Genomic DNA, 24,918 nt, shown 5'->3' with positions numbered 1-24,918 from the left:
CGTTCACCTGCATTGAAAAAAAGTCATAAAAGGACGTGTTGTTGAAAATGAGTACAGGACAACGAAAAACCACCAAAGCACTTGTCGGAGTCGTCAGCGCCATGGGTGCGTTAGCAGCCGGCGCCACGATCACCGCCAATGCGGATAGTATTCAAGTGAAGCAGGGCGACACCGTTTGGGAACTTTCACAAAAGCTAGGCGTTTCGATTCAAGACCTTGAACAACAGAACTCGATTGATAGTAAGACTGACATGATCTTTGTCGGTCAGAAATTACAAGTCCGCTCCGCCAAGACGCAACAGACGCACACCGTTAAATCAGGTGATACGCTGTGGGACTTGGCTCAGCAGTACCACGTCTCCGTGGCACAATTACAAAAAGCTAATCACATGGATGGCGATGTCCTGAGTGTGGGACAGAACCTGACAATTCCTAAGGGTAGCGTTGCCGCTACCACGAGCACGACTAATTCCACGGCTACGACAACCCGTAGCGCAACGCAACAGACAACGCAAAAGGCTAGTGCCGTTCAAGCCCAAATCGTGGCACAACAGCAAGCCGCAGCTAGCAAGCAACAGCAGAAGCAGAGTGCCGCAGCCACTAGCTCAAGTACTACGAAACAATCTGTATCGACGCCAGCTGCCAATAGTTCATCACGGACTAGCAGCTCAACGGTAAAGGATAATCACGTCAATGCCAACACGACGAAGGCACCGGTTGCAAGTCGCACGAGTAGTCAGTCAACTTCATCAACCACGAGCTCGAATAGTGCAGTAACGTCTAGTAATTCTGCAACGACGCCAAGCACGACGAGTTCTAGTCAACCAGTCCAACGTCAGTCTCGGGCAGCTACTGTGTCAAGTCAGTCTGTATCATCATCTACCACGACGCAGTCTAGCACACAGGCAACGACACCAAGCAAGGCTAGTACCAGTGCCGTAACCAGCAGTAGCAGTCAAACGCAAGCACAGCCACAGACTGGCAGTCAAAATGCAACGGCTACGACCCGGACGAAACGGATCAAGACCACCACGCAATCCGCTGTTAGAAAGCAAGCTGCCAAGGCTACGACGGCAACGAGCACTAACACAACTAACACCAGTTCTTCAGCAACGGCCGCAACCAGCAGCAGTACTAAGAAGACCACGAACACAGCCGGCTTAACCAGTGGGTCCGTGACTGGCTTAGCGCTGAAGTTGGCCTCAGCCAACATTCCTTACGTTTGGGGTGGCTCTTCACTCAGCGGGATGGATTGTTCTGGATTAGTTGCTTACGTTTACAAGAACGCAATGGGCGTCAGCTTACCACATAACACGGTATCGCAAGAAGCCTATGTTTCAACGCACTCTGTCGCTTCAGCCAAGCCTGGCGACATTCTCTTCTGGGGTGCGAAGGGGTCCACTTACCATGACGCAATCTACTTAGGCAATAATCAATTCGTTGCTGCACCACAACCTGGTCAAAATGTTAAGGTGCAACAGATCAGTAGTTACTTCATGCCATCCTTTGCTGGGTCGCTGAAGTAATCGGTTGCAGGAAAAAAGTTTATGAAAATCGTTGAAAAAGTTTAAGATAATCGTTAACAAATCCCTTAGCAAGTGGTATGATTCCTTTTAGTCGTTTGAGAAAACGGGAATCAAAAAAACTAATTTTGTTAAAGGAGTTGTGTAATGATGAGTAATCGGGTAGAGATTCTGGAAGAGTATCGGCAGGCTAATTCACAGCTAGCCACGTTGAAAGAAAAGGAATCCGCAACTGTTCAAAGTACTAATGAAACCGTACAGATTGAACCGCGGTATGGTGAGGAAATGAACTACCTCAGTAATAAGTGCGCTCAGCTAGACATGATTCTGGAAGCAATGGATGCTTCTGAAGATTAATCATAAACTGTTATTGGTTAGCGCCAATGACGAAGGGATGTGGTCGCGATCACATCCTTTTTTTGTTGCCTGCAAAGTGACTGAAAAAACGTCCCATCAGATGCAGCCTTTTCGCTGTGTCTGATGGGACGTTTTCATCTCTGGCTTTCAAAGAAACTTAACCGTCTAAATTGTCGTGTCGAACCAAAAAGGATACTGTTTGAGGCCCACGTAAACGTCAAAGAAACGTCCGCCCATCTCTTCGCCGTCTAATTGGCCGTATTCGATGGCTGGAACGGTAAGGTGGACACTTGATGCCTGATAGTAGTGAACGGCCTTAGACGTCAAATGACGCTTAAATACGAGGCGTAGGGCTAACCACATCAGCTTAAAGAAATTAGGCTTTTCGATGACCACCAAGTGCAGCTTGTGATCGGTGATCGTTGCGCTGGGGGCAATGCCCACGCCACCACCGAAGTAGGGGTGATTCGTCGTGGTGACCAGGAAGGCGTTCGGGTAAATATCTCGTTGGTTGCCGACGTGCACCGTCAGGGTGAAGCCGGTCTGGTTGTAATACACATCCAGGGCCGAGGCTAGATAAGATAGCTTGCCCAAGTGATGTTTATTGAGCCAGACCTTGGCTTTGGACTGATTTGCCTGAGAAATGATGGCGGCATCGAAGCCGATTCCCAGATTGTTAGTAAAAACGCCACGTTCCCGCTTGATGGTTTCGTTGTAGCTCCCAATATCATAGTCAGTGGCGTGGGTACACTGAATAATCTGTTTTAAGGCGTCCGGCCATTTCAACGCCATGCCAGCGCCCCGAGCAAAGTCATTACCGGAACCGATCGGTAAGTAGGCGACCGGAATGCGGTGGGTCCGAGGAAACTTGTTGAGGCCGTTGATGGCTTCGTGAAGGGTGCCATCGCCACCAACGGCGAGGACGACCCAGTTTTGATGGGGCTCGTCGGGTAACTTTTTGGCAAATTGCTCGCTTAAAAGAATCGCGTGGTTCGCATATTCTGAGATGGCGAGCTGATAGGAGACTTGAGCGGCATCAAGCGCTTGCTTGATCTCCGGCCAGAGTTCCTTCGCGCGGCCGCTTCCCGCGTGCTCGTTTAAGATGATATAGAACTGGACACTCACCATACTTCTCCTCTCAATTATTAATCTTCACTATTATAAACGAAATCGACCAAACTGCCTAGTGATTCTGATGGAACTTTCCTTAGTTATAAGGTTTTTATAAGGAAACGGACGGTGGGGTGCGGACCGCTCACTTTTCGAGCGAAGTATTGGAAAGGAGCATGAGCGCTGACGTGGTAATTGGAGATAAGTGGGGTGTTTGGTTTTGTTGGAGTTTTTCTGAGTTTATACAACGAAATTAAAGGCTAAGTCCGGTATTTGTTTGGGGCCTCGCTTTCATGCTTTATAGCCGAAACGTGCTCCACAAGGCAGACTCCTGCGCTTAACCCCACTAAGCCAAAAATCCAGATTCGGGATTTTTACCTTAGCGACGTTAATGCTCAGAGTCTAACCGCCTTGTGGAGCACTCTGACCATAAAAAAAGGCGCCATCACAGCGTCTTCTTCAAGTCATATTTACTTGGTCATAATGAACATTGGTAAGATCATTGGGTGGCGCTCCGTCTTCGCAAATAGGAAGTTTTGGAGGTCATCGATGACTGCGTTTCTAATTGAAGCTTCAGTAGCCTTGGGGTTGCGCATAGCTCGACGAATCGTTTGGAAAACACGACGACGGCCTTCATTTAGCAGCTCGCCGGATTCACGCATGTAGACGAATCCACGAGAAAGCAGGTCGGGGCCGGCCTTGATTTCTTGATTCTTGAGGTCGATGGTGGCAACTACGACAACTAAACCTTCTTCAGAAAGTAGTTGGCGATCGCGTAAGACCACGTTGCCAATGTCACCGATACCGGAACCGTCGATGTAAACATCGCCAGCGGTAAAGTGACCCGCAACCCGAGCGGAGTCTTGCGTTAAAGCTAAGACGTCCCCGTTTTGCAGAATGAAGCTGTGATCTAACGGTACACCACACTGTTCAGCCAGTTCGGTATGAATCTTTAACATCCGGTATTCCCCGTGAATCGGCATGAAGAATTTCGGTTGCATCAGCCGGAGCATCAGCTTCTGTTCTTCTTGACCACCGTGACCGGAAGTATGAATGTTATTGACCTTACCATGAATGACGTTAGCGCCGGCTTCTTCCAGTTCGTTAATGACCCGGTTCACTGAAATCGTGTTCCCAGGGATTGGGTTACTGGAGAAGACAACGGTATCGCCAGGCTGAATGGCAATTTGCCGGTGGGTCCCATTAGCGATCCGTGAAAGGGCCGCCATGGGTTCACCTTGCGAACCGGTACATAGAATCATGACCTTTTCAGCGGGCAGGGAACGAATGGTGTTGGCATCGACTAACGCATCGTCAGGGATGTTCAAGTAACCCAGTTCCCGACCGTTGACAATGGCTGCTTCCATGGATCGGCCAAAGACAGCAATCTTTCGTCCGTGAGCCAACGCCACTTCACAGGCCGTCTCGATACGTGAGATATTGGAAGCGAACGTGGCAAAGATGACCCGGCCTTCAACTTGGTCGAAAATCTTGCGAATGGATTTACCCACCCATTTTTCAGATTTTGTCCAGATGGGGCGTTCGGCGTTGGTACTGTCTGACATCAGACAGAGCACGCCTTCGTCGCCCAGCTTGGCCATCTTTTGAAGATCAGGCGGCTGGTTGGTAACGGGTGTTAAGTCGAACTTATAGTCCCCCGTTTCCACAATCGTGCCGACTGGTGTGTGAACAGCAACCCCCAGCGTATCGGGGATTGAGTGGGTCGTCCGGAAGAAGGTCACACTCATCTTCCGAAATTTAAGCACAGTATCATCGTCAATTGTGTGTAGCTCAGTCGATTTAAGTAATCCGTGTTCTTCGAGCTTGTTCTTAATCAATGCTAAGGCTAAGGGACCAGCGTAGACTGGAACGTTCAGAGCCTTTAACAGATACGGGATACCACCAATATGATCTTCGTGGCCGTGGGTAATCACTAGCGCCTTGATCTTAGACTGGTTCTCAACGAGGTATTGGTAATCGGGAATGACATAGTCGATCCCTAATAATTCGTCTTCAGGAAATTTAATCCCGGCATCAATCAGGATGATTTCGTCCTGAAATTGAATACCGTAAGTGTTTTTCCCGATTTCGCCAAGTCCACCCACGCCAAAGATAGCGGTCTCGTTATTTTTGACGTTTAACTTGTTCATTCATTGAACTCCGTTAACTTGTAATTCGGATTCTGTTGTTCGTAAGCGAGGGTACTGCCTTCCATCGCTTCAATGAATTCGATATTGTGTTCCGTGTGTGCCTCTACTTGGGCCCGAGCTTCAACTTCGGTGTCCGCTTCCAAATAGAGAGAATGGGTATCCTCGCGCTTAGGATTCCGCTTTTTATCGTTTTGGTAATAAACTTTATAAATCACTGACAAAACTCCTTTAACAAAATAATTTAACTCGTCAGTAAGACGGCGGGTCATGGGTCCTTCCGAACTGCGGGTTGCTTACACAACAATTAGCACAATTTTAGCATAGTTTCAGGTGATTGTATAGAATTACCACTGGGCGACAAAACATGCTATGATTAAGCTAACGCAAAGTGAACGGAGGAGACGCCATGGCACTAATAGTAGAGATCATCATTGGGGTTATCATTGCCATCGTGATATATGAACTTATTCACCGGACCATCGTGCAGCGAGCGACCCGAATTGTTCGCCGGTCTGCTCAGGATGAGACGGATGTGGCGGTGAAGGCGGCTCTCCAACGACTGGTCAATGAAGATGTGCTGACGGAACCCGAATGTCAGATTGAAGCCGTTGAAACGGTCGCCGATGTTTGGGGCCGCGGGGTCATGTCATTTGAGTACAGTTTTCCCGCGGGCTTGGATACCGAACGCCGGTTACCGGAACTTGAAGCAGCGTTTAATCAAGCACTCGCTAGTTTTTGTGCAGACCACGAGGTGAAGTCGGTCGTCAGTGGCTCGGCTTTCGTCGTCAGTGACATCTGGGTCTACACGGGTGAGTTACATCTTGACGTGGCTTACCTGATGAATGAATCTACCGTAGAATATATGAAGGATTTAAAGAAGTTGGGCGACCCGAGTGTTAAGTGAGTGACCAAACTAAATAAATTAAAATTAAAGGACGGCTGGGTTTTCGCAAGAAATTGTGAAAACCCAGTCGTCCTTTTTCAAACAACTACTCAATCATAATGGTATCTTCAGCGCGACTGAATGGTTGGTCCTTGTCAATGTGGTCGTAGAATAACGTCCCGTGTAAGTGATCGATCTCGTGTTGGCACACGATAGCGGGGTAGTTCTTCAAACGTAATTGATGCTTCTCGCCGTTAACGTCGTAGTAACGCAACGTGATTCGGTCGTGGCGGGGCACGAAGCCGGGCACGTCTTTGTCAACGGAGAGGCAACCTTCACCCTCAGTCAATGCCCCGAGCTGAACGGATTCGGAAACGATGACGGGGTTGATGATGACGTCCGTGAATGGCGACTTGCCATTTTCTTCTGCCGGCGGAACCAGTACGGAGGCCATCTTCTTGGAAACACCCACTTGGGGAGCGGCCAGACCAACACCGGCACGTAAACCATACTTCTTACATTGTTCTGGGTCTTGGGAAACGACCAGGTATTCCATTAAGTCCTTAGCGAGCTGTTGATCCTCTTCTGACAGGGGGAAAGTGACTTCTGCCGCTTCCTTGCGCAGTACGGGATCGCCATCTCTGACAATATCTTTCATGAGAAACAAGAGCATTACCTCCGCAATTTATTCATAACTAGTATTCATTTTAACATATCAGGCGGCCAAAATGAAATGAAAGAAAACGGTTTCCATACATTTAAAATAGCGAAAGCTGATAATCACAAGCGTTATCAACGATTTCGCGTCAAACCTTTATTTACGTCAATGAAAGGGCTTGCAACGGTTGTGAAAAAATGGTACTTTAGGGGTGTAGTCAGGAAACGCAACGTTAACTCACTCTATGTTAACAATTTCATATCAAGTGAAAGGAAAGTGTTACTTATGGCTAATGGAAGCAAACAGATTGTAGACTTTGCCAAAATCAAAGCTACGATGGCCGACCCATATAAGCACCCGGTGCAAGTCATTGACCGGGAAGGGAAGGTTGTTGATCCAGACACGTTGGCGAAATATTCAGATGACCAACTTGTTGACTTCATGAAGAAAATGGTTTGGGAGCGTACGTTACACGAACAAACAATGAACTTCTCCCGTCAGGGTCGCCTCGGTTTTTATGCTCCAACTGCCGGTGAGGAAGCTAGTGAAATGGGGAGTGTTACTGCATTCAAGCAACAAGACTTCCTGTTACCTGCATACCGTGATTTACCACAAATGATTCAACACGGGACTACCGTTGCAAAAGGTTTCTTATGGTCCAAAGGTCATGTTGAGGGGAACCAACACGAAAATCCTAACATGCTCTTCCCACAAATTATTATTGGTGCCCAATACGTAGAAACTGCCGGCGTAGCTTTGGGAATCAAGAAGAACGGCGACGAAGACCGTGTTGCCTTCGTCTACACCGGTGATGGTGGGACGTCACAAGGGGACTGGTATGAAGGGGTTAACTTCACCAGTGCCTTCCAAGCACCAGCCGTATTCTTTGTTCAAAACAACGGTTGGGCAATCTCCGTACCACGTTACAAGCAAACTGGTGCTGAAACCTTAGCTCAAAAAGCGGTTGCCATGGGTGTTCCTTCCGTCCAAGTCGATGGGATGGATATTGTGGCTGTTCACGAAGTATCAAAAGCTGCTCGTGACTTTGCCGCTGCTGGGAATGGTCCAGTGGTTATTGAAACGTTAACGTACCGTTATGGTGCGCACTCCTCTGCCGGGGATGATCCTTCTCGTTACCGGACGAAGGAAGAAGAAAAGCCTTGGTTCGATGCCGACCCATTGATTCGGATGCGGAAGGTCTTAACCGACAAAGGTGTTTGGTCACAAGATCAAGAAGACAAATTAGTCGACGAATACAAAGACGAATTTAAGCAAGCAATGAAGGAAGCAGAAGCAGCACCAGCACAAAAGGTTTCCGACTTCCTGAAGTGGACTTACAATGTTCCTACTCCAGCGGTTAAGAAGCAAATTGCAGAATTCGAAGCAAAGGAGTCGAAGTAATCATGGCTAAAATGACGTATATTAAAGCGATCACTTCTGGTCTGGATCAAGTCTTAAACGACGATCCCAAGACTTTGATCTTCGGTGAAGATGTTGGTAAGAACGGTGGTGTCTTCCGGACCACGATTGGTCTGCAAGACAAATATGGTGAAGACCGGGTCTTCGATACCCCATTGGCTGAATCTGGTATCTTAGGATTGGCAATTGGGTTGTCACTGACTGGTTGGCGGCCAATTCCAGAAATTCAATTCATGGGCTTCACGTTCGAAGCAATGGATGGGATTGTTGGACAATTGGCTCGTGACCACTACCGGTTTGGTGGCCAAAAGAACTTCCCAGTTACTGTTCGGACCCCATTTGGTGGGGGGACCCATACTGCCGAAATGCATGCCGATAACTTGGAAAACTACTTTACCAGTACCCCTGGGCTGCGGGTGGTTACACCAGCTAACCCATACGATGCAAAGGGCCTGATCATCTCCGCCGTTGAAAGCGACGATCCAGTTCTGTTCATGGAAAACCTGAAGCTTTATCGTTCAATGAAGGATGAAGTGCCAGATGAAAAGTACACGGTTCCGCTAGATTCTGCAAAGGTGGTTCGCGAAGGTTCTGATATTACCATCGTGGCCTACAGTGCAGAAGTTAACGAATCATTGACGGCTGCCGATGCTTTGGCTAAGGACAACATTTCAGCTGAAGTCATTGACTTGCGGTCACTGTCACCAATTGACACGGATACGATCTTTGCTTCTATCGACAAGACCCACAAGGTAGTTGTCGTTCAGGAAGCACAACGGATGGCCGGTGTCGGTGCCGTGGTTGCCTCTGACATTGCTGAAGAAAAAATCATGTCCTTGGACGCACCGATCGGCCGGGTAGCTGCACCAGATAGCATTTACCCATTTGCTCAAGCCGAAAATGATTGGATTCCAAATGCCGATGACATTGAAGCCAAGGCACGTGAAATCGCTAACTACTAATTTCAAACTTTAAAAAATAAAGATTAAACACAATGTGGGAACATCCTGCATTAAATGAAAGAAAGGAAGTTTTCCCATGGCTTATACGTTCAAACTCCCTGAGCTTGGTGAAGGAATGGCCGAAGGCGAAATTTCTTCATGGCTTGTTAAAGAAGGAGACGCCGTCAAGGAAGACGACACATTAGTCGAAATCCAAAACGATAAGTCTGTTTCGGAATTACCATCACCCGTTGATGGTACGATTTCAAAGATTGTGGCACAAGAAGGGGACACCGTTGAAATCGGCGATCCATTGATCGTGATTGATGACGGCTCCGATACGCCACCTGATTTAGGCAAGGGTGGGGATGCTGCACCGGCTGAAGAAGCTGCCCCAGCACCCGCTGCCGAACCTGAAGCTGCTGCACCGGCACCTGCCGCTGCACCAACTGGCGTTCCCGCTGCGTCCAATCCTAACAAGTTGGTTATGGCAATGCCATCTGTCCGGCAACATGCCCGCGACAAAGGCGTTGACATAACTCAAGTCACCCCAACTGGGAACCATGGTCAAGTCTTGAAGGCTGATATCGATAACTTCAATGGCGTCGCCGCTCCAGCACCCGCTGCTGCCGCTGCACCTGCTGCTCCAGCCGCTGCGAAAGCAACTGGGCAAGCTATCAAGCCTTGGAACGCCGACCGGCCTGAACTGGAAACGCGTGAACCAATGTCACCAATGCGGAAGATCATTGCTAAGAGTATGCGGACTTCCAAGGATATTGCGCCACACGTTACGTCATTCGATGAAGTTGAAGTTTCAGCTCTGATGGCTAACCGGAAGAAGTACAAGCAAGCTGCTGCGGACAAGGACATTCATTTGACCTTCTTACCCTACATTGTCAAAGCTTTGGTTGCTGTTATGAAGGACTTCCCAGAACTGAATGCTTCAATCGATGACACCACGCAAGAAATTGTGACGAAACACTACTACAATATTGGTATCGCTACCAACACGGATCACGGTCTGTATGTACCAAACATCAAGAACGCGGATTCCAAGGGTATGTTCGAAATTGCCAAGGAAATTAGTGAAAACTCACAAGCCGCCTACGACAACAAGTTATCACCAGCATCCATGGCCGGTGGGTCCATTACCATCAGTAACGTTGGATCAATCGGTGGTGGCTGGTTCACACCAGTTATCAACCAACCTGAAGTCGCAATTTTAGGGGTTGGCCGGATTGAAAAGGCACCTTACGTCAATGAAGATGGCGACATCGTTGTTGGCCGGATGTTGAAGCTCTCCATGAGTTACGACCACCGTTTGATTGACGGGGCCTTAGCTCAAAATATCTTAAATGAACTGAAAGCATTGCTTCATGATCCAGAAATGCTCTTAATGGAAGGATGACAGAAAATATGGCAGATGTTGAAAAAAAGGATACCGTCATCATTGGTGCCGGCCCCGGTGGCTACGTAGCCGCAATTCGGGCTTCTGAATTAGGCCAAAAAGTAACTTTGGTTGAAAAATCCGATACGCTGGGCGGTGTCTGCCTGAACGTTGGTTGTGTCCCTTCCAAAGCGTTGATCCAAGCGGGTCACCGGTTAGAACAGGCCAAGGATGGTTCCACTTATGGGATTTCGACGAGCTCGGCTGAGATCGACTTTAAGAAAACCCAAGACTGGAAGCAAAAGAAGGTCGTTGACCGGATGACCAGTGGGGTTAAGATGCTGATGAAGAAGCATCACGTTGACGTGGTCAATGGTGAAGCTGTCTTCTTGAGCGACACCCAATTACGGGTAATGCCAACTGGTGAAAAGCAATTCATGTCTACGGACACGGGTCAAACCTTCGAATACAATAACATTATTATCTCGACGGGGAGCCATCCCATTGAAATCCCTGGGTTCAAGTTTGAAGGCCGGGTCATTGACTCGACTGGTGGGCTCAACTTACCAGAGATTCCTAAAGAATTCGTTGTTATTGGTGGGGGTTACGTTGGGACTGAACTGGCGGGCGCATACGCTAGCTTAGGTGCTCACGTGACAATCATTGAAGGAACGCCATCGATCTTACCAAACTTTGAAAAAGACATGGTTTCTGTTGTGCTGAAGAACTTGAAGAAAAAGGGTGTTGATGTCATCACCAGCGCCATGGCTAAGGGTTCTAAGCAAGACGATAACAGTGTTGACGTTACTTACGCCGTTGATGGCAAGGAATCCACGATCAAGGCAGACTACTGCATGGTCACGGTTGGCCGGAAGCCAAACACGGATGACTTGGGTCTGGAATACACCAAGGTTAAGTTAAATGACCATGGTCAGATCGAAGTTGACAACCAGGGTCGGACCGCTTCAGAACATATCTGGGCGGTTGGTGATGTGGTTCCTGGCGCAGCATTGGCTCACAAAGCCTTTGCTGAAGCCAAGACCGCTGCCGGTGCCATCTCTGGTGAAAAGACGGCAAACGACTGGTTAAGTGTCCCAGCAGTTTGTTTCGCCGATCCAGAATTGGCAACGGTTGGTTACACCCAAGCCGAAGCTAAGGACAAGGGTATCAAGGTCAAGACCGCGAAGTTCCCATTTGCTGGGAATGCACGGGCCGTCTCCTTGGATGTTCCTGAAGGCTTTGTTCGCTTTGTCTACACGGATGATGAGAATAAGAACATCGTCGGTGCCCAAGCGGTGGGTCCTGAGGTCAGCACCCTGACCGGTGAATTATCACTCATCGTTAATGGTGGGTTGAATGTGGAAGACGTCGCTTTGACGATTCACCCACACCCAACATTAAACGAACCAATCCAAGAAGCTGCAGACATTGCTTTAGGGTTCCCAACCCACGTCTAACGGCGACTTGTGACAACTCTAGTTCCGCGGAAAGGGTCACTCCTAGTGAGTGGCCTTTTTTCGTGGCTAGCCGTCCTGATAGGGGGTAATCGCCGGGGGCTTCCACTTAAATCTGGTTAATCAAGGAGTGGGCGCTCGCTGAACCCACCTTGCGGACGATAAATTTTGGAGTTTGGACGCTCTAACTTGCTATCCGACAAGGTTCACTTATAATGGGACTATGTGGTCATTTTCGGCGTAAAATATTTGAAGTGTTTTGACCGCGGCACCAGTGGTTGGCGAAAGTCTTATTTCGAGAAGGTCAACAATCTGGGGGGGCATTCAACTGTCTGTTTAGGCTTTTGCAAGGGCTCGTAGCTAGGGTCAGTGCGGTAAAAGGAGGGTCACCATGAAACCAACGTTACTTATTCAAGGGAACTTTGATCAGACTAGTCAATTGGTTCACCAATTACTGGTCATGAACCTACCACTGGATTGTGTGGTTATGCCCAATACGACTGACGATACGCCGCGGTACCAGCCGTTAGTGGTGGCCAGTGCCCTGTGCCCACGTTTGACGGTGCGCGTCGGGACGGCTGCGGACTATGGCAAGGCAACCTGGTTGGTCATCTTGGACCGTTACGCAGCTGAGTTACCGCTGGCTAATCGTATCGCAGAACTTCGGTTGCTGATGAAGCACATCATTGAAAATGGCTTCAATGGTCAGCTCGTTTTTTCTGGCGAACAGGATGAGTTGTTAACTTATTTTGCGTGGAAATTCTCAGGCTTACCGGCAAGTCAAATCTGGGGTCTCGGGACGTACCCACTGACCCGACTGTTGACGTACCGCTTGGCGGAGCGTCTGGGTGTCGGTGCAACCGTGATTCAGGCCACGGTCGTTGGCACGGCTAAGTCGCCGATTGCGGCTTGGAGTCGGACCTATGTGGGACCGGCGCCACTGCTGATGTATCTGGCGAATGCGGATGCGGATTTTGATGCGGACGACCTGGACAAGATGAGTTCGTGGCTGGTTCGTGAGGCGGCTGAACAGCAGGATACGCTGCGGTACATGGCCATTATTCGACTGATTCAGGCGACGCTGTCTCAGCAGCCGGTGATTGCGCCGGTCACCAACATTCATGAGGAAGATCCAGTCTTTGCGGCGGCTTCACCGGTGTTGGTTGGTGCGAAAGGGATTCAACATTTAACCAATCTGGTCTTGTCGGAAGATGAACAACAGGCTTACGGCGCCCAGATTGCAGAAATCAGAGAACAAATTACGGCGATTGAAAGCCAACAAACGGAGGGAAAATAACTCGTGACCCAATCATCAAGTAATTATGAATATCCTTTACAGGCCGACTGGTCGACTACGGATATTGTAGCGGTGACCACGCTTTATCAGCGGGTGGAAGACGCTTACGAGGTTAATCAGGGGGTTCCGGCAGATGTGCTGATCGCAGCTTACCGTGATTTCCAGAAGGTTGTTCCACAAAAGTTTGAAGAAAAACAACTTGGTCGCGACTTCGAAAAGGCGTCTGGTTATAGTATTTACCGCACCATGAAGCAAGCACGCGAGCAGGGCGGTCGGATTAGGATGAAAGGGGCACGTTAGACGATGAGTGAAGATTGGCAGCAAGTAGCACGCGATGTATCAGCTTTATTACGGGAAGGCCGGCGACAGGTTATTGCCAAGATGGCCGGTCCCATGACGGTCGATGAGAAGACTGGGCGTAAAGACCTCGTTACTAATATTGATAAAAGTAATGAACAATTTTTAATTGCCGGTATCCGGAACATGGATCCTACGGCTAAGGTACTAGGCGAAGAAGGTTTTGGTGACAAGCTGACGAGTTTAGATGGTCGCGTCTGGATCGTGGACCCAATTGATGGCACCATGAACTTTGTGAAACAGCATGACAACTTCGCTATGATGATTGGTATTTATCAAGACGGCGAGGGGCAGCTTGGCTTTATCTATGATGTGATGAATGATGTGCTGTATGCTGGGGGACCAGCCGTTGGCGGCGTTTGGGCCAATGATCAGCAAATTTCCGCACCAGCTAACTTGGCCTTATCCGAAGGCTTGATTGGTGCCAGTGCACCATTAGTGGTTCATGATACAGCTCACATGCAGAAGATTGTTCACGACAGTGCTGGCATGCGTATCTACGGGAGCGCCGGTATTGAAATGATTAATGTTTTGTTGGGGAAGACGCTGGGGTACATTTCCTACCTCAAGCCATGGGACATTGCTGCCGGTCAAGTTATGCTAAACTTTTTGGGTGTTCGGGTCTCAACCATTGACGGCCAGCCGCTCAATATGCTATCATCTAACCTTGTACTAGTAGCGACGGAAAAAGCGCAACGTGATATTCTCCAAATTGAAGAAGATGACGTCTCACTGTGACACGGTCACAGTTTTTTTATGCGGCCGGTCGGTACAGATGGACTTTATTACTCAATCACGCTACAATAAGCGTACTTACTATCGACGTAAGCATGCCGTGATCCATCTAATTCAACAAGCATGAAAGGAAGAAATACACTTGAAATTCAGAGATGATATCCGTAACATTGCCATCATTGCCCACGTTGACCACGGGAAGACAACCCTGGTTAACGAAATGCTTAAACAATCCGATACGTTAGACGAACATACGTCCATTGGCGACCGCGCCATGGATACTAACGCAATCGAAAAGGAACGGGGCATCACGATCCTGTCCAAGAACACCGCTGTTCGTTACGGCGACAAGCAAATCAACATCTTGGATACCCCAGGACATGCCGATTTCGGTGGTGAAGTTGAACGGATCATGCGCATGGTCGACGGTGTTTTATTGGTTGTCGATGCCTACGAAGGTACGATGCCACAAACCCGTTTCGTTTTGAAGAAAGCTTTGGACCAACACTTGACCCCTATCGTGGTTATCAACAAAGTTGACCGTGAAGGCGCTCGTCCTTCCGAAGTTGTTGACGAAGTTTTGGACCTCTTCATCGAATTAGGTGCTGACGAAGACCAACTGGACTTCCCAGTGGTTTACGCTTCAGCTATGAACGGGACTTCAAGCTACGATCCAGAATTGGACACGCAAGAACACACGATGAAGCCTGTCTTTGACACCATCGTTAAGCACATCCCAGCCCCAATTGACAACACTGACGAACCTTTACAGTTCCAAGTTGCTATGTTGGACTACAACGACTTCGTTGGTCGTATCGGGATTGGCCGGATCTTCCGTGGGAAGGTTAAAGTCGGCGATAGCGTTACTGTTATGAAGCTTGACGGTTCTAAGCAAAACTTCCGAGTAACCAAGTTATTTGGGTACTTTGGGTTGAAGCGTTTGGAAATCAACGAAGCCCAAGCGGGTGACTTGATTGCCGTTTCTGGGATGGATGAAATCAACGTTGGTGAAACGGTTGTTGCACCTGACACGTTGGAACCACTTCCAGTATTGCGGATTGATGAACCAACGCTGCAAATGACTTTCCGGACCAACGACTCACCATTTGCTGGTCGTGAAGGTAAGTTTGTGACGTCTCGTCAAATCGAAGAACGTCTGAAGCGTGAACTTCATACCGATGTTTCCTTACGTGTTGACGACACCGACAATCCTGGTGCCTGGGTCGTTTCTGGTCGTGGTGAACTTCACTTGTCCATCTTAATCGAAACGATGCGTCGTGAAGGTTACGAATTACAAGCTTCTCGTCCAGAAGTTATCTACAGAACAGTGGACAACGTTCGTTGCGAACCATTCGAATCTGTTCAAATCGATACGCCTGACGAATACACGGGTTCAATCATCGATACCCTTTCACAACGTAAGGGTGAAATGAAGAACATGGAAGCCGTTGGTAATGGTCAAACGCGTTTGACTTTCTTGGCCCCATCACGTGGATTGATCGGTTACTCAACCGAATTCTTATCCTTAACTCGTGGTTACGGGATCATGAACCATACCTTCTCCAAGTACTTGCCAGTTATCAAGAACTGGAACCCAGGCCGTCACAACGGGACTCTGGTTTCAATTAACTCTGGTAAGGTAACGACGTACGCAATCATGGCCGTTCAAGACCGTGGGATCGTCTTCACTGAAGCCGGTACTGAAGTGTACGAAGGGATGATCATTGGCCAAAACAGCCGTGACAACGATATCTCCGTTAACATCACGCGTGGTCGTAACCAAACCAACGTCCGTGCCGCCGGTTCTGAAGATATTGCCAAGGTTAAGACGCCATTGAAGATGTCTCTGGAAGAATCACTGGAATTCATCAACGAAGATGAATACTGTGAAATCACGCCAGACCATGTTCGTCTGCGTAAGCAAATCTTGAACACCAGCGAACGTGAAAAGGCTGCCAAGAAGCGGAAGACTGCTTCGCGGAAGTAATCTCTAAACTTTAATTTAAATTCTAGCCGGTAATGGCTGCAGGAGACTGCGGTGGTTACCGGTTTTTTTGATGCAGAAATTGAGAATTGACGGCTGTGGTTCTCGGAGATGCCGGCGGATGTGATGACTTGTTGTTGGTTAAGCAGGCTGTTAATCCTGAGTAGGGTGCGAGACATGGTGTTTTTGAACCATTAAGTTGATTAATCACATCAAGTATCTTTGCCGTCCGGTAGGGTGTCGTCTGATCGTCATTGTAGCTGGTGGTTTGCACAATCCTTCCCAGTTTTATCACAATCTTAAACGCAAGCTATGCTATAATATAAACATTCGATTACCGTCTACGGACGGCAGGCTTGGAGCGAGTGAAACATATGCGGAAGTTAAAATATTTGGACTATTGGCTATTTGTGCCATATTTAATTTTGAGCCTCTTTGGGATCGTGATGGTGTATTCCGCCAGTGCTGATATTGGCTCGCAAAATGGTGGGAGTCCCGGCAGTTACCTGATGAAACAGCTGTTTTTCGTGATTTTGGGGCTCGCCATCTATACCTTTATGGTGCTCATGAACTTAAATAAATTGCGTAATAAGAAAATTTTGAAGTATGCCAGTATTATTGCGATTTGCTCGTTGTTGTTCTTGCTGATTATTGGGAAGACCATCAATGGGGCGGCCGGCTGGATTCGTTTTGGACCGATCAGTATTCAACCCGCCGAGTTTGTGAAGTTTTATCTCATCATTTGGCTGGCGCACGTCATTGACCGTCGTCAAGACGCCATTGCCATTGAAGGCTGGTGGGCCGTCATGTTACGACCAGTCGTCATTAGTGGAGCCATGATCGGTTTGATCCTGATCCAACCGGATTTAGGGGGAGCAACCATCAACGCCAGCATTGTCTTTGTGTTACTGCTTGCGAGTGGTTTTAATTGGAAGCGCGCGATTACTTACTTTTTAGGTGCAATTTTATTGGTCCTGGGAATTATTTTCCCGTTGGCCGTTAAGATTTCTGAGATGGGCTTTGCTAAAAATAACTATCAGTTACAACGGATCGTGGCTTTTGTGAATCCATTCGAGCATTCGCAAGGCGTCGGGCAACAGTTAGTTAACTCCTATTATGCGTTGAGTAACGGCGGAATCTTGGGTGTTGGCTGGGGCAATAGTATCCAGAAGACTGGATACCTACCCGAACCCAACACCGACTTCATTATGGCCATTTTGGCCGAAGAACTGGGGCTGATCACGGCTTTGGGTGTGATTGCCTTGCTGTTCTTAATTATTACCCGGACGGTATTGGTTGGGATTCGTAGTAACTCTGCCTACCACACGCTGATTTGTTACGGTGCGGCCACCTATTTAACGGTGCAGACGCTGTTTAACCTAGGTGGGGTCTTGGGTCTACTGCCAATTACTGGGGTAACGTTCCCCTTCATCAGTTACGGGGGGTCCAGTACCTGGACACTTGCGCTGGTCATGGGGGTCGTCATGAATATTAGCGCGCGGCAGAAACGTTACCGCGCCACACATTAACTGAGGAGGTCGACTGATGGCATTTGAAATTCAACCACGACAGAGTCTGATCGTGTATACGTATAGTTTAAAACAGACCCGCCAATTGAAGCGCTACGGTACCGTCATGTACGTGTCTAAGAAGATGCGTTACGTGGTTTTGTACGTGGATCAAGCGGATGTGGCCTCATTGACGGATCAGTTGAACCACTTACGCTTTGTCAAACGGGTCGTTGCATCACAACGGCCAGCAATCAATGAAACATTTAATGGTGTCGCCGAAGAAATGGCGGCCGCAACGAAGGATGATGATGAATGAGAATTGTAGCAGGTGATTTTGGTGGTCGGCGACTCAAAGCCGTTCCCGGTATGGCCACGCGGCCAACTACGGACAAGGTCAAGGAGGCCCTGTTCAATATCATTGGCCCGTACTTTGATGGCGGGCGTAGTCTGGACCTATTTGCCGGTTCCGGTGGGTTGAGTATCGAAGCCGTGTCTCGTGGGGTGGAACACGCCGTTCTGATCGACAAGCAATACGCAGCCATTAAGACGATTAAGGATAACGTGGCCGTCACGAAGGCCCCCGAAAAATTTGAAATTTTGAAACGCGATGCCAATCGAGCTTTAAAAGAACTCGCCGATCGAGGGGATCAGTTCAATCTGGTCTTTTTTGATCCGCCATACGCCCAGCAAAAGATTGCTGAACAGATGGCAACTCTGCGAGAACTGGGACTGTTGGCGAGTGGTGCCCGGATTATCTGTGAAACGGATCAACAGGCGCAATTGCCCGATGATATTGACGGTTTCGACTTTGTTGAGCGCCGAGACTATGGGATTACCGAGCTGACGATTTATGCGTTAGGGAGTGAAGGTTAATGACGATTGCAGTCTTTCCAGGTAGTTTTGATCCACTGACGAACGGCCATTTGGACCTGATTCAACGGGCTAGCCGAATGTTTGACCACCTGATTGTTGCGGTGGGGCAGAACACGTCTAAACGTGGCGTCTTTACCGCTAGTGAACGTGTTGCCTTCATCGAGGCTGGGACGCAGGCGTTGGCCAACGTTTCTGTTCAGGTCGAAGCGGGATTGACGGTTGATTTTATGCGGTCAGTCAACGCCACGGTCTTAGTCCGTGGCTTGCGTAACAGTACCGATTTTGAATTTGAACAGGGGATTGCCGGCATGAACCGGTCACTGGATGATCAGATTGATACGGTTTGTTTGATGGCGGCGCCGAAGTATCAATTCGTGTCGTCTAGCCTATTGAAGGAAGTGGCGCAATTCGGTGGTGACCTGACTCAGCTGGTACCGCCAGCGGTCGCTCAGGGACTGCGGGATCGATTGGAGCGTGACAAGTAGATGTGGAAGTTGACGCGTCATCAGTGGCGTCAAGTCATCGGTACGCTGATTTTAGCGATCGCCGTCTTGGCGTTTTTCTTTATGCCACTCCCCAAGTACATTGAGGGTCCCGGTGAAGCGAATGATCTTAAGACGTTCGTGAAGATGCCTGGCCATTCGGATACGGATAAGGGAAAATACATGATCACCTCCGTGGCGTTGGCCCAAGCACGGCCGGCGACTTACCTGTATGCCAAGATGAATGCTATCTACAGCATTGAGAGCGTGGACGCCGTAACGGGTGGGCAGAGCAATGCCACCTACGATAAAGTTCAGGACTTTTACATGCAAAGCGCTATTAACGAATCGATTTACACGGCCTATAAGGCCGCCAAGAAGCCGGTGACACGGAACTATCTAGGAATTTACGTGCTGAGTGTGGATCAAAAGTCGCCGTTTGCCAAGCAATTGCAGGTTGGCGATACGGTGACTAAGGTTAACGGCCACCATTTCAACTCGATGATCGGGTATCAGCAGTACATTCAGCGTCAAAAGGTTGGCGCCAAGGCCACGATTACTTATCGGCATGATGGTAAGACGCGGTCAGTGACGAAGAAGCTGATGCGCCTGCCAACCAAGAAGGCCGGGATTGGGATTACCTTGACGGATAATGTGAAGGTGACGGCAAAGCCCAAGGTCACGGTTGATGCCGGGAATATCGGTGGACCATCTGGTGGGTTGATGTTTAGCCTACAGATCTATACGCAAGTGACGGGCCAGAATCTTCGGCATGGTAAGAAGATTGCTGGAACTGGCACGATTGACGCCAATGGTGATGTGGGTGAGATCGGCGGGATTGATAAGAAGATCGTTGCGGCTAAACGTGCCGGTGCGACCGTCTTCTTTGCCCCGTACGTCAAGCCAAGTAAGCTCTTATTGAAGTATGAAGAACACCACATGACTAACTATCAGTTAGCCAAAGCAACGGCGAAGAAATACGCACCGAATATGAAGGTCGTTCCCGTCAAGTCCTTTAATGACGCGGTTCACTACCTCCAAACGCACTAAGTTAGAATTCCTCTTTGAAAAAAGGGGAATTTTTTTGATTTTAAAAGTTTATTCTGCCTTTAATTACGGAGTTAAGAGTAAAGGGGGCAATGCGTATGCAAATGATTGGAGATTGGTGGTCAGGGTTAGCGCGGCGTTATCAGCTGATCGTTGGTGGGGTACTCGTCGTGGTGGTGGGAATTGGATTGGGTGGTTGGTTGATCACGAGTCGTGCGGCACCAGCACCGCTACCCGCGGCGGTACCACCGGCACAGGCGCAAACGAGTCATCCTGCGAGTCACTCGGTAGTAGGTGTCAGTGCAGCTAGTCAGGTTAGTAGTCATGACACACGGGTCTTTGTGGACGTTCAGGGGGCCGTGGCTCATCCGGGACTCTATGAGTTTTCCGCCGGTATGCGGGTCGCCGATGCGGTCAAATCAGCTGGGGGGTTAACCGCTAAGGCTGACCGGCAGCAGGTAAATTTAGCTTCGCGACTGACTGATCAGCAACAGTTAGCTATACCGATGAAGGGTGAAAAGCCGGTTGATGTCGGTGGTAAGGAGTCGGCGGCCACCAAGACCAGTCAATCTGGAGGTGGCGCGTCTGCAAAATCCGGTGGGCCTGCAGCCGTCATTAATCTGAATACCGCAACGGTGACAGACCTGCAGCAACTGACCGGTATTGGCGAAAAGAAGGCCCAGAAGATTGTTGACTATCGGACGGCACACGGCTCCTTTCAGACGGTCAAGGACCTGACGCAGGTGCCGGGATTTGGTGAGAAGACGGTAGCTAACCTACAGGACCAATTGACCACCTAAACGTTCGGAACCGCTGATAACCAATGACATATCAATGGTGGTGCGTTAATGTTAATTTTAAGTTTAAGTGGATGGTGTAAGCTAGTGAAGGTAATTGGATGGTGAGTGTCGTCATGCCTCCGCTGAACTGAAAAATGAATTTTAAATTGATAGGAAATGGGGACTTTAACATGCAGCGAGAAAGAATTCCTTGGGATCAATACTTTATGCTTCAGGCGTTAGTTATTTCCACGCGGAGTACCTGCAATCGTCTGTCAGTCGGGGCAACTCTGGTTCGTGACAAACGGATCATTGCTGCGGGGTATAACGGGTCGGTGTCGGGCGATGACCATTGTTTAGATGAGGGCTGTTACTTGGTAGACGGTCACTGTGTTCGCACAATTCACGCTGAAATGAATGCCATCCTGCAGTGTGCCAAATTTGGTGAGGCCACGGATGGGGCTGAGATCTACGTCACGGATTTCCCGTGTTTACAATGCACCAAGATGTTACTGCAAGCCGGAATCAAGAAGATTACTTACATGCGTAACTACCACAATGATCCTTATGCTCAGAAACTAATTGCGTTGAAGCACGTGGCCTTGAATCAGGTCACGGTAGACCCGACAATGTTGACGCAACTTCCATTTGAACAACCGAAACAGGATTAGTGGCGGCTAACCATTGGTTTTTAGCGTGTTTACCAGTAGCGGCAATCAGTGTGGTTTTTGGTGCCCATCCAGTAGCAGGCATGGGACTGGTGGTCTTAACGATGGGTCGCGTGGTGGCGTTACGGTCGCGGCGGACGTTGCTGATTGCACTACTGCTAGTGGCCGTCTTTAGTGGCATTTTCGCTTGGCGACAGGGTCAGCTAAAACACCGGCAAATTTCGGCATTTCGGCCAACCAACGTGTCGCTAGCCGTGACTTTTCAACCGGATGCGCTCGTTTTCCACGGTGCCGGTTACTACTTTGTCGCGCGAAATCACCTGACGGGGGAACCGCTGACGGTGCGGGGTTGGGCTCAGTCCGCTGCGGAACTTCAGCGGTTGAAACGATTGCGACAACCGCAGCTTTGGCGTGTGAGTGGACAGCAGGTGGGGATTCTACCAGCAACGAATTTTAATCAGTTTGATGCGGCCGGTTATTGGCGGCATCGTGGGGTGACCAAGTCCGTTAAGATTGTCAGTATTGGCCAACAGCGGACCGCACCATCATCGCCACTGCAAGTCGTGAACAACTGGTGGCACCGTCAACGCACACGCCTGATTCGCTACTGTGATCGGCTTCCAGGAGCCTTGCGGGTCTACGCGTTGGGTCTCCTACCAGGGAGTCGCGCAGCCGAGGCTGTTCAAGAACTCCAAGGGATGCAGCAGCTGGGCCTCTTGCATTTATTTTCGATTTCCGGGCTACACGTGGCGCTACTGCTGACAGCGGTAGAGTGGCTGTGCGTACACCTTCGCATTCAACGGGAGCACTGGGAGTGGGGATTGCTCCTGGGACTTCCCGGTTACTTTATCCTAGCCGGAGGTGGTAGCGGTGTGCTGCGTGCCTGTTTGATGTGGGGCATTCAACTGGGCGGTCGTAAGATTCGCGTACGAGTGAGTGCGCTAGACGCCTGGGCAGGTGCTCTAGTGGTGGGTTTGTGGATGAACCCGGGGATGCTCTTTGAGCTGGGTAGCCAACTGAGCTATGGTCTCTCACTTGGCTTGATTCTTTTAGCACAAGAATCGCCCTGGTGGCGGCAGATTGGTCTGACGCTGCTGGGATTACCCAGTCTGCTGAACGGGATCTTTCAGTGGCATACACTCACAATTCTAGCTAATGTGGTATTGGTTCCGCTATTCCCACTGGTTATGCTACCGGTAACGTTGATTGGTGTGCTGTGTTTTTCCTGGCTGCCAGTAATTAGCGGGTGGAGCGCAGCCATTTTAGGCATGTTGGATGGCGGTCTGACCCGGTTGGCAGAACTGCCAGGAAATGTGAGCTTTGGTAAGCCCTGGTGGTGGGTGTGTTGGTTATGGGTGGTGTTGAGTTGGCTGTTGTTCAGTCGTCCACCCGCCCAACGTCGGCGATGGCTGGTTGGCTTACTCGCGAGCTATGGTTTGATGTACGGTTTGATTCATTTTCCACTTCACGGCGAGGTTGTCTACTTTGATGTGGGCCAAGGCGATAGTATTTTACTGCGAGAACCGTTCAATCGGCGGATTGCGATGATCGACACCGGTGGTCACCTGGCTTTTCCGCAGCCGAAATGGGTGCCAGCCACGCCAACTACATATGCCGCAACGCATACGAACCTGAATTACCTGCGAAGTCTGGGAATCGACCATATAGATGATCTGTATTTGACCCACCATGATGCTGACCACATCGGTGATCTACCAGCCTTTCTGCAAGCAATCAAGGTTAAACGATTGCTCGTACCGGCGGGGATGGAGAAGGAACCAGGCTGGCAAAGGTTGTTGGCGCTTAGTCGTTTCCCAGTGAAGATTCAACCGATCACGATTGCCAGTCAGGTTCCACTGCGGGTCCGCCATCCGTATGAGGCAGCCCCAGCTGAAAATGCTAATTCGTTGGCCTTGCAGGGCGACTTTGGTGGGTTGAACTTTCTCTTCATGGGGGATCTGGACCAAGCGGGTGAACAGAAAATTATTGGCGATGACCCACAGCTCCGAACGGACGTGTTAAAATTAGGACATCATGGTAGTAAGACGGCCAGTGCACCGGCCTTTATCGAGCAGCTCCGTCCGCGATGGGCAATTATTTCGGCTGGACGGGAGAATCGCTATGGGCATCCCCATGCTGAGACTTTGACAACGCTACGGGTGGCCAAGGTACCGGCAGTGAGCACCCAGACGAGCGGGATGATTCGTTACGTTTATGCGGGGAAACACGGTGTCTGGCAGACTAAACTAAAAGGGGAACGGGACTCTTGACGATTAATGAACTCTTAAAAACCTTGGCAACTGGTGGCAAACTCGCTCCAGTTTACCTGATCATGGGGCAGGCGGACTACCTTCAGCGGCGGTTAAAAACGGCTTTCAAGTCGGTCGTTCCCGCAGAAGAACAGACGATGAACTATGCCACCTATGATATGGATACCGTACCGTTGGCGGTCGCTTTAGACGATGCCATGGCAGCGCCATTCTTTGGTGAGCGGCGGGTCGTGTGCATCGATAATCCCCAGTTTCTGACCGGGGAGACCAAGAAGCAAAAGGTTGAACATGATGTGGCCAGCTTACAAACCTACTTAGGGTCACCGATGGAAAGTACGGTGCTAGTCTTTTTCGCACCGTATGAGAAGCTTGATGGCCGTAAGAAGGTTTCCAAGCAACTGAAGAAAGTGGCCACAACCATTGACATCGGTAACTTTTCCGAACGAGACGTGCGGCAGTTCGTGACGACTCAACTCAAGCAGGATGGGTATACTATGGACCCAGCAGCTTTGGGTGAGTTGATCCAACGTACGGATGCGGATCTGACGCTGATGATGGCGGAGCTCCCCAAACTGGAGCTCTTTGCCTATCCGCAGAAGACGATTCAACCGGACGCGGTTACCGGATTGGTGGCCCAGACGTTGACACAAAATGTGTTTGATCTGGTCAATCAAGTTTTGGCTAAGGACACAGCCAAGGCGGTCACGTTATACCGGGAGTTGTTGTTGGCGAAGGAAGAACCGTTAAAGATCAATGCAATTTTGCAAGGTCAGTTCCGGCTGTTGATTCAGACCAAGGTGTTGGCTAAGCAGGGATACAGTCAGGGCAAGCTGGCGAGTCTCCTGAAGGTTCATCCATACCGAATCAAGTTGGCACTGCAGTCACAACGGCGGTTCAAGCTGACGGATTTAAACCAGGCCTATTTAGGATTGTTCCGGGTGGAAAAACAGATGAAATCCACCGCGATGGCGCCAGAAATGCTGTTTTCGTTGTTTATGACGCAATTCGGGTTCTATGTCAACTGTTGTTGGTA

General features: G+C 49.4%; 24 protein-coding genes. 20 read left to right on the top strand and 4 right to left on the bottom strand.

Annotated features, from left to right (window positions below; genetic code table 11):
* Positions 1–47 precede the first annotated feature (47 nt).
* On the top strand, positions 48–1,526 hold the full coding sequence (locus FD07_RS03285; protein ID WP_033388635.1) for a LysM peptidoglycan-binding domain-containing protein: 1,479 nt from the start codon (positions 48–50) through the stop codon (positions 1,524–1,526).
* Between the two features lie 147 nt (positions 1,527–1,673).
* Entirely contained in the window at positions 1,674–1,880 is a 207-nt protein-coding gene (locus FD07_RS03280; protein WP_027825913.1) for a hypothetical protein, read from the top strand.
* Between the two features lie 165 nt (positions 1,881–2,045).
* Here the strand turns inward: FD07_RS03280 and FD07_RS03275 are convergent, their stop codons facing one another.
* From FD07_RS03275 to FD07_RS03265, 3 genes are all read right to left on the bottom strand, one after another.
* A complete protein-coding gene (locus FD07_RS03275) occupies positions 2,046–3,008 on the bottom strand; it encodes a diacylglycerol/lipid kinase family protein (RefSeq protein ID WP_020088781.1) in 963 nt (320 codons plus the stop codon).
* 452 nt (positions 3,009–3,460) lie between these two features.
* Entirely contained in the window at positions 3,461–5,140 is a 1,680-nt protein-coding gene (gene rnjA / locus FD07_RS03270; protein WP_020088780.1) for a ribonuclease J1, read from the bottom strand.
* Positions 5,137–5,355, bottom strand: a complete 219-nt coding sequence (locus FD07_RS03265; protein WP_020088779.1) for a DNA-directed RNA polymerase subunit epsilon — start codon at positions 5,353–5,355, stop codon at positions 5,137–5,139. Before FD07_RS03265 ends, rnjA begins: the two co-directional genes overlap by 4 nt.
* A 191-nt stretch (positions 5,356–5,546) precedes the next feature.
* Here FD07_RS03265 and FD07_RS03260 point away from each other — a divergent pair, with 191 nt between their 5' ends.
* Positions 5,547–6,044 (top strand): hypothetical protein, encoded by a 498-nt coding sequence (locus FD07_RS03260; RefSeq protein WP_020088778.1) that lies wholly within the window; start codon positions 5,547–5,549, stop codon positions 6,042–6,044.
* A gap of 85 nt (positions 6,045–6,129) precedes the next feature.
* Here the strand turns inward: FD07_RS03260 and def are convergent, their stop codons facing one another.
* Entirely contained in the window at positions 6,130–6,690 is a 561-nt protein-coding gene (def, locus tag FD07_RS03255) for a peptide deformylase (protein ID WP_020088777.1), read from the bottom strand.
* A 276-nt stretch (positions 6,691–6,966) separates the two neighbouring features.
* Here def and pdhA point away from each other — a divergent pair, with 276 nt between their 5' ends.
* From pdhA to holA, 17 genes are all read left to right on the top strand, one after another.
* Positions 6,967–8,082, top strand: a complete 1,116-nt coding sequence (gene pdhA / locus FD07_RS03250) for a pyruvate dehydrogenase (acetyl-transferring) E1 component subunit alpha (RefSeq protein ID WP_020088776.1) — start codon at positions 6,967–6,969, stop codon at positions 8,080–8,082.
* 2 nt (positions 8,083–8,084) lie between these two features.
* Complete coding sequence (locus FD07_RS03245; protein ID WP_020088775.1) at positions 8,085–9,062, top strand: alpha-ketoacid dehydrogenase subunit beta; 978 nt, start codon at positions 8,085–8,087, stop codon at positions 9,060–9,062.
* Positions 9,063–9,138: 76 nt separating this feature from the next.
* The gene (locus FD07_RS03240) at positions 9,139–10,449 is read left to right on the top strand and encodes a 2-oxo acid dehydrogenase subunit E2 (protein WP_020088774.1); all 1,311 of its coding nucleotides are present in this window, start codon (positions 9,139–9,141) and stop codon (positions 10,447–10,449) included.
* Positions 10,450–10,457: 8 nt separating this feature from the next.
* Complete coding sequence (gene lpdA / locus FD07_RS03235; RefSeq protein WP_020088773.1) at positions 10,458–11,885, top strand: dihydrolipoyl dehydrogenase; 1,428 nt, start codon at positions 10,458–10,460, stop codon at positions 11,883–11,885.
* Positions 11,886–12,273: 388 nt separating this feature from the next.
* On the top strand, positions 12,274–13,179 hold the full coding sequence (locus FD07_RS03230; RefSeq protein ID WP_020088772.1) for a hypothetical protein: 906 nt from the start codon (positions 12,274–12,276) through the stop codon (positions 13,177–13,179).
* Positions 13,180–13,182: 3 nt separating this feature from the next.
* Complete coding sequence (locus FD07_RS03225; protein WP_020088771.1) at positions 13,183–13,479, top strand: UPF0223 family protein; 297 nt, start codon at positions 13,183–13,185, stop codon at positions 13,477–13,479.
* 3 nt (positions 13,480–13,482) lie between these two features.
* Complete coding sequence (locus tag FD07_RS03220; RefSeq protein ID WP_020088770.1) at positions 13,483–14,274, top strand: inositol monophosphatase family protein; 792 nt, start codon at positions 13,483–13,485, stop codon at positions 14,272–14,274.
* A gap of 139 nt (positions 14,275–14,413) precedes the next feature.
* Positions 14,414–16,258 (top strand): translational GTPase TypA, encoded by a 1,845-nt coding sequence (gene typA, locus FD07_RS03215; protein WP_020088769.1) that lies wholly within the window; start codon positions 14,414–14,416, stop codon positions 16,256–16,258.
* Between the two features lie 371 nt (positions 16,259–16,629).
* The gene (locus FD07_RS03210) at positions 16,630–17,784 is read left to right on the top strand and encodes an FtsW/RodA/SpoVE family cell cycle protein (RefSeq protein WP_020088768.1); all 1,155 of its coding nucleotides are present in this window, start codon (positions 16,630–16,632) and stop codon (positions 17,782–17,784) included.
* A 16-nt stretch (positions 17,785–17,800) separates the two neighbouring features.
* Positions 17,801–18,082, top strand: coding sequence for a YlbG family protein (locus FD07_RS03205; protein ID WP_020088767.1), 282 nt, complete (start codon positions 17,801–17,803; stop codon positions 18,080–18,082).
* Complete coding sequence (gene rsmD, locus FD07_RS03200) at positions 18,079–18,639, top strand: 16S rRNA (guanine(966)-N(2))-methyltransferase RsmD (protein WP_020088766.1); 561 nt, start codon at positions 18,079–18,081, stop codon at positions 18,637–18,639. Before FD07_RS03205 ends, rsmD begins: the two co-directional genes overlap by 4 nt.
* The gene (gene coaD, locus FD07_RS03195) at positions 18,639–19,124 is read left to right on the top strand and encodes a pantetheine-phosphate adenylyltransferase (protein WP_020088765.1); all 486 of its coding nucleotides are present in this window, start codon (positions 18,639–18,641) and stop codon (positions 19,122–19,124) included. The genes rsmD and coaD overlap by 1 nt, the downstream gene beginning before the upstream one ends.
* Complete coding sequence (locus FD07_RS03190) at positions 19,125–20,171, top strand: SepM family pheromone-processing serine protease (RefSeq protein ID WP_020088764.1); 1,047 nt, start codon at positions 19,125–19,127, stop codon at positions 20,169–20,171.
* Positions 20,172–20,266: 95 nt separating this feature from the next.
* Positions 20,267–20,968 (top strand): helix-hairpin-helix domain-containing protein, encoded by a 702-nt coding sequence (locus FD07_RS03185; protein WP_020088763.1) that lies wholly within the window; start codon positions 20,267–20,269, stop codon positions 20,966–20,968.
* A gap of 170 nt (positions 20,969–21,138) precedes the next feature.
* Positions 21,139–21,618: a ComE operon protein 2 gene (locus FD07_RS03180; protein WP_020088762.1), complete on the top strand. Its 480-nt coding sequence runs from the start codon at positions 21,139–21,141 to the stop codon at positions 21,616–21,618.
* 80 nt (positions 21,619–21,698) lie between these two features.
* On the top strand, positions 21,699–23,885 hold the full coding sequence (locus tag FD07_RS03175) for a DNA internalization-related competence protein ComEC/Rec2 (protein WP_081624571.1): 2,187 nt from the start codon (positions 21,699–21,701) through the stop codon (positions 23,883–23,885).
* The coding region (holA, locus tag FD07_RS03170; RefSeq protein ID WP_020088760.1) for a DNA polymerase III subunit delta at positions 23,882–24,918 on the top strand (1,037 nt) is incomplete at its 3' end. The genes FD07_RS03175 and holA, both read left to right, overlap by 4 nt.

It is taken from the genome of Levilactobacillus parabrevis ATCC 53295 (genome assembly GCF_001434055.1).
GTDB lineage: Bacteria > Bacillota > Bacilli > Lactobacillales > Lactobacillaceae > Levilactobacillus > Levilactobacillus parabrevis.
Note: the sequence above shows the minus strand (reverse complement) of the source record. Positions and strands in the feature narration are given on the sequence as shown.

Excerpts from the sequence above, each read along its gene's own strand:
- FD07_RS03230 (WP_020088772.1), top strand. The coding sequence starts at position 12,274 with ATGAAACCAACGTTACTTATTCAAGGGAACTTTGATCAGACTAGTCAA.
- FD07_RS03260 (WP_020088778.1), top strand. The coding sequence starts at position 5,547 with ATGGCACTAATAGTAGAGATCATCATTGGGGTTATCATTGCCATCGTG.
- FD07_RS03285 (WP_033388635.1), top strand. The coding sequence starts at position 48 with ATGAGTACAGGACAACGAAAAACCACCAAAGCACTTGTCGGAGTCGTC.
- coaD (WP_020088765.1), top strand. The coding sequence starts at position 18,639 with ATGACGATTGCAGTCTTTCCAGGTAGTTTTGATCCACTGACGAACGGC.
- rnjA (WP_020088780.1), bottom strand. The coding sequence starts at position 5,140 with ATGAACAAGTTAAACGTCAAAAATAACGAGACCGCTATCTTTGGCGTG.
- FD07_RS03175 (WP_081624571.1), top strand. The coding sequence starts at position 21,699 with ATGGGACTGGTGGTCTTAACGATGGGTCGCGTGGTGGCGTTACGGTCG.
- FD07_RS03205 (WP_020088767.1), top strand. The coding sequence starts at position 17,801 with ATGGCATTTGAAATTCAACCACGACAGAGTCTGATCGTGTATACGTAT.
- FD07_RS03185 (WP_020088763.1), top strand. The coding sequence starts at position 20,267 with ATGCAAATGATTGGAGATTGGTGGTCAGGGTTAGCGCGGCGTTATCAG.
- rsmD (WP_020088766.1), top strand. The coding sequence starts at position 18,079 with ATGAGAATTGTAGCAGGTGATTTTGGTGGTCGGCGACTCAAAGCCGTT.
- lpdA (WP_020088773.1), top strand. The coding sequence starts at position 10,458 with ATGGCAGATGTTGAAAAAAAGGATACCGTCATCATTGGTGCCGGCCCC.
- FD07_RS03240 (WP_020088774.1), top strand. The coding sequence starts at position 9,139 with ATGGCTTATACGTTCAAACTCCCTGAGCTTGGTGAAGGAATGGCCGAA.
- FD07_RS03190 (WP_020088764.1), top strand. The coding sequence starts at position 19,125 with ATGTGGAAGTTGACGCGTCATCAGTGGCGTCAAGTCATCGGTACGCTG.
- FD07_RS03275 (WP_020088781.1), bottom strand. The coding sequence starts at position 3,008 with ATGGTGAGTGTCCAGTTCTATATCATCTTAAACGAGCACGCGGGAAGC.
- FD07_RS03280 (WP_027825913.1), top strand. The coding sequence starts at position 1,674 with ATGAGTAATCGGGTAGAGATTCTGGAAGAGTATCGGCAGGCTAATTCA.
- pdhA (WP_020088776.1), top strand. The coding sequence starts at position 6,967 with ATGGCTAATGGAAGCAAACAGATTGTAGACTTTGCCAAAATCAAAGCT.
- FD07_RS03245 (WP_020088775.1), top strand. The coding sequence starts at position 8,085 with ATGGCTAAAATGACGTATATTAAAGCGATCACTTCTGGTCTGGATCAA.
- FD07_RS03180 (WP_020088762.1), top strand. The coding sequence starts at position 21,139 with ATGCAGCGAGAAAGAATTCCTTGGGATCAATACTTTATGCTTCAGGCG.
- FD07_RS03210 (WP_020088768.1), top strand. The coding sequence starts at position 16,630 with ATGCGGAAGTTAAAATATTTGGACTATTGGCTATTTGTGCCATATTTA.
- FD07_RS03220 (WP_020088770.1), top strand. The coding sequence starts at position 13,483 with ATGAGTGAAGATTGGCAGCAAGTAGCACGCGATGTATCAGCTTTATTA.